The 5,299-nt window shown below is 66.7% G+C and carries 1 protein-coding gene and 1 pseudogene; both read right to left on the bottom strand.

Annotated features, from left to right (window positions below; genetic code table 11):
* Nucleotides 1-4,187: beta strand repeat-containing protein (locus tag J2S76_RS23080; protein WP_307064486.1), on the bottom strand; the 4,187-nt coding region annotated here is incomplete at its 3' end.
* Between the two features lie 391 nt (nucleotides 4,188-4,578).
* Nucleotides 4,579-5,052: pseudogene (locus tag J2S76_RS23075) on the bottom strand (integrase core domain-containing protein); the annotation flags it as partial.
* Nucleotides 5,053-5,299: the final 247 nt, after the last annotated feature.

Raw genomic sequence — 5,299 nt, 5'->3', positions numbered from 1 at the left:
GCCCCGGCGGACGGGGCGGTGAGCGATTGGCGCAGCCGGCTGCCGACCGCGTCGCGCAGATAGATCGACTGCTGCTGGATCACCGTCTGCGCCGAAGCATAGGCCTCGCCCGAAAGCTGGTTGAGCGCCGGCGCCACCGCGGAGGTCGGCAGCATCACCAGGGCGTCAAAGACCACATTGCCGAACGGCAGGTTCTGCGCCGCCACCGCCACATTCGCCTGGTTGAAGGTGGTGGCCAGATCCGTGAAGCCGACGCCGTTATAGTCGAGCGTCAGATAGACGTTCTTGGCGTCATAGGTGAGCGAGGGGCTGAGGAAGGCATAGTCCGAGCTGATCGCGCCGAAGGTGCCGGTCAGCGTGCCCGTGGTGGTGAGGATGGTGTAGGTGCTCTGCGGCTTGTAAATGCCGTTCACCGCCACGACTTCCACGGATGCGCCGGAAGAGATCGTGACCGCACCGTTGCCGATGATGAGGTCGTGGGCGCCCTGGGGCGTCACGTCCACCTGATAGATCGAGCCGGAATTGAAGGCCACGGCGCCGCTCACCACCAGGGTGCCGGGCGAATAGCCAGGGGAGACGGTAGCGCCGTTATTGGCGACGATGCCGCCGATGGTGCCGCTGCCGCCGAGCGTGCCGCCATTGTCCAACGTGAAGACAGAGGAGGAGGTCACGCCGCGCTCCAGCGTCACGGTGGAATTTTCCACCGTCACCGCGCCGGAATAGGGCGAGGAGAACTGCACCGTGCCGCCGCCTTGGAACACCACCGCGCCGGTGCCGGTGATGGAGCCGGTGAACAGGTAGGTGTCGGAGCGGTTAAAGACCAGCGTGGCATTATTCACCACGTCGCCGGCGATGGAGCCGGTGGTGCCGCCGTTCCCCAGTTGCAGCACGCCCGCCGAGATGGTGGTGAGGCCGCTATAGGTGTTGGTGCCGGTCAGGACCAGCGTGCCGGTGCCGGTCTTGGTGAGCGCGCCGGCGCCGGAAAGGCTGCCGGACAGGCTGAGCGTGGTGCCGGTCCCCACATCCAGCGTGCCGCCATTGCTGCCGAGGGCGACCGCGCGGGTGGATGCGATGCTCGCCGTGGTGGCGAGCGTGCCGCCGGACAGGGACAGGGCGCCGGAGGCTCCGCCGAGCGCGGAATCGCTGGCGATCCGGATGGTGCCGCCCACAATGCTGGTGCCGCCCGTATAGGTGTTCACGCCCGACAGGGTGAGGACGCCGTCGCCGTTCTTGGCCACCGTACCGCCGCCGGAAATCACGCCGGCAAAGGTGGTGTCGTCGGAACGGAAGAAGCCGAGGCCGCCATTGTTCACCACATTGCCAGTGATGGAGCCGGTGGTGCCGCCGAAGCCCACGACGAGGGCGGCGCCGGCCGCGATGGTGGTGCCCTCGGTATAGGTGTTGGTGCCCGTCAGCGCGGTGCCGCCGCTAAGCACATTCAGGGAGCCGTTGCCGGAAATGTCGGCGGCGAGCACATAGGAGGTCGATGTGTGGTTGAGAACCACTTCGCCGCCGCCCGTGCCGAACACGATGGCGGGCGTGTCGATGGTGCCTGCCGCCACCGCCGCGGAGTTTGCGGCAGCGCCCACGATGAGGGTGCCGTACCCGTCCGTGTCGTAGCCGATGCGCACCTCATTGTCGGCCTTGAGGGTGCCGCCGTCGGCGACGACCACCGTGCCGGTGCCGCTATAGCCGACGTAGAAATTGCCCGGCGCGCTGTAGGTCACGTTGGCCTTGGCCCAGAGCTGCGAGCCGGCGCCGGTGACGGTGATTGTGCCCTGCGAGTGGGGGTCCATGCCGGCGCCCACCGTCGCCGTGGTGACGACCGCGCCGGCGGAGATGGTGAGGACGCCATTGCCGTTCATGGGGTCCACGTCGCGGGAGCCGTTCTGGCCGCCCACATAGACGCGCTCGGCGGAATCCACCACCGTTCCCGCGCCGGTGACGGTCATGGTGGTGAGGTTGCTGCCGCCCGGCCCCACATAGATGCCGCTGGCGTAGAGATAGGCGCTGTCCGAGACCGTGACGGTGCCGCCCTCGGGGCTCAGCCAGGCGGCGCTGGTCGGGTCCGTGGGGTCGCCGATCTCCACCCGCGTTCCTTCGCCGGTGATGGTGATCTGCGCTCCGGCCCCGGTATAGATGCCGGTATTGAGGATGGAGGCGTAGGCGCCGCCCGAAATAGTGAGCGTGCCGGTGGAGCCTTCGGTGCGGGCGATGTCCACGCCGCCGGTATTGTTCCACGTCGAGCCTTGGCCGGTGACGGTGAGCGTGCCGCTGCCTCCGCTGCTGCCGATGTCCCAGCTTCCCGTGGACAAGGCGAGGCGGCTTGTGGTCAGGCTGCCGCCGCCGGAGACGGTCACGCTGCCGGTGCCGCCATCCAGTCCGATGGTCATGTCCGAGGTGTTGGTCCAGCTCGACCCATTGTCGCTGATGGTGACGGTGCCGATGCCCCCGGCCGCCGTTCCCACCGTCGCATTGACGCTGGTGAGCGATCCCTCTTCCTCGATCTGGAGCGTCGCGGCGGTGGCACTGCCCACCGTCACCGTGGTGACCGACATTTCACCGTCAAAGGTGAGCGTGCCCTGGTCCACCGCCAGCGTTCCGGTGAGGGTGCTGTTGTTTCCGTGCAGCCCCCAGGTGCCGGTGCCGGACTTGGTGAGGTTGGCGAAGCCCTGGTACTGGCCCCCCGAGCGGACGTTGCCGATGTTGAGCGAACCGCTCGCGCTGCCGTTCAGCTCCAGCGTGTTGTTGCTGCTGACGTTGGTGACAAGGCCGGTGATGGTCGATGTGTCCGACATGACCAGCCGGTTGGTGCCGGAGCCCATGGCAATGGCGGTATCGGACGACGAGGCCGCCGAGATGGTGCCGGTATTGACGAGGGTGGTGTTGCCATTGCCGGTCACCACGGCGGCGTCGCCGGAGCTGGTGCCGGTTGTGCTGATGGACCCGCTGTTTGTCAGGCTGTTGGTGGTGCCGTTGAGGGACACGCCGACCGAGGTGGCGGTGACGGTGCCGCTATTGGTGACGGTGATGGTACCGTCGATGGCGGCAACGGTGGCCGCGGTGTGCTGCGTGGCAAGCCCGCTATTGGCGCCGATGCCCACCAGCCCGCTCACCGTCCCGGCATTGACGATGGTGACGTTGCCGAGTGGGGTCTCGGCGAGGATGCCGGTATCCCGGCTCGCGGAGACGATGCCGGTCGCCTCGTTGGTGATGACGATGTTGCCGGATGTGGAGGCCGAACCCAGCAGGCCGCTATAGCCGGCGGGCACCCGGATGAGGGCGCGCGCCGCGTCGAAGGAGCTGTCACCCGTCGCGGTCACGGTGCCGCTGTTGGTCACCGTCGCCGTGCCGACCTCGGTGGAGGCATAGACCGCGTTGTCGGTGTTGGAGGTGACGGACCCGCTGTTGGTGACGGTGGCATCGCCGTTCGCGGACCATGCGATGAGGCCCTGGAACAGGGTGGAACTCACAGTGCCTGCGTTCGTGATGGAGGCGAGGCCGTTATAGTCGATAACGCGGATCGCGGCCGTGGTGGCACTCACCGTGCCCGTCGCCGTGTTGGTGACCGATACCGTGACCGGGGTCTCTGCGCCCAGGCACCCGTCCGGGCCTACAGGGCCGCAATTGCCGTCGGCATAGATGCCCCGGCCGCCGTCCGAGGTCACCGAGCCGCTGTTCACGATGGTCACGGCGCCGAGATTCGTCACGCCGCTGAGGGTTGCGGTGCTCGAGGTCGGCGCGGTGGCCGTCAGCGTGCCCGCATTGTCGATGGCGATGGTGCCGGCATAGTCGTTCAGCACCCAGATGGTGCCGAAGCCGCCACCGCTGCCGGAATTGGCCACAACACTGGGGCCGATATTGACCGTGGCGTTGACCGTTACCGCGATGGGCTGGGGCGGCGTGTCGGGCGTGGTCCCGAACTGCATCACCAGCCCGCTATAGTTCGGGTTGTCGATCGAGGTCGTGCCGGTGAGATTCACGGTCTGATTGTATTCACCCACCGTCTGGACGGAGTCATAGATCACGGAGACCGTGTCCACGCTGTCTACGGTGAGGCTGCCCGTGCCCGCCGACATGGTCACCGAGACGCTGCTCGCGTCGCAGGTGATCAGCGTCGTCGTCCCGGAGGTGCTGCAATCCGCTAGCGCCGGCTGTGCGGCAAGGCTGGCGAGGGCGGCGAGCATGATCTTCGTCCGCCCGCCGATGACGGGTGGGACGAGAGCGGAGGTCAGAAGCAGCGCGCCACGGCGCGCGCGTTCTGCGAGGGATCGCTTCGGATGGCTGCCGGACTCGTGCCGCACGGCCATAACTCCGCTGTGTGCGGATCCGCAACGATTGTCCATGTTTCCCCCCGATATTCAGACCCGCTTTGCGAGCCCGAACCGCCACCGAGTCGCAATGACCTACGGAGCGGTTGTTTCATTAGAAAGTTGCATGTGAGATGCCCGCTTGGCAACGCGTCCAAGAAACAGTGCAACCTCAGATGCACCGAGTGTTGCAAAAATGTAACGGCCTTCGGCGGCGTTCGGAGCGGTATCTTGGGAGGTGACGCGGGGCAACCGCGCGCCCGCGCGTTTAGGAGAGAGTCCGAGGGTTGATTTTTGGCCTCAGGCGGCCTGGGTTCAGTGGGATTGTTGCGGCGAGCTCGGCGGGGATCGATTGCCGAGAGCTGAGTGGGAGGCGGTTCAGGTTGTAGTCCTCCTTCCACGAGGCGATGGCGGCTCTGGCCTGGGACAGGCTGGAGAACAGCGTCTCGTTCAGGCATTCGTCGCGGAAGCGGCCGTTGAAGCTCTCAATGAGCCCGTTCTGCATAGGCTTGCCGGGAGCGATGTAGTGCCATTCGATGCCGCTCTGCTGGCACCATTTGAGAACGGCCATCGAGGTCAGCTCGGTGCCGTTGTCGGAAACGATGGTCGCAGGCCTGCCCCGGATAGCGAGCAGCGCGTCGAGCTCGCGCGTCACCCGCAGGCCCGAGAGCGAGGTGTCGGCCACCGGCGCCAGGCACTCCCGGCTGAAGTCGTCGACCACGGCCAGCCCCCGGAAGCGCCGGCATCGTCGGGACGCACACTTCGGTAGCGCACGCTGGTGCGATCGACGCCCGGCGCCTTGCACGCCCGACGCTGGCTCACCCCGTGCGCCGCACAGGCATGAGCCACGGCTTTGCGCCTGAACCGTGAGGCTCGCAGCGTCCGTCTCCATGATGATCTGATCCCCGAAAACTGGACCGTTTGAAGCTGGAGTTTTTCGCGCCAAAATCCCTTGGCTGGGAGGAGCGGAGACGATGAAGGCGAGCAAG

Origin of the sequence: Ancylobacter vacuolatus, assembly GCF_030813595.1 — a bacterium.
GTDB lineage: Bacteria > Pseudomonadota > Alphaproteobacteria > Rhizobiales > Xanthobacteraceae > Ancylobacter > Ancylobacter vacuolatus.
Note: the sequence above shows the minus strand (reverse complement) of the source record. Positions and strands in the feature narration are given on the sequence as shown.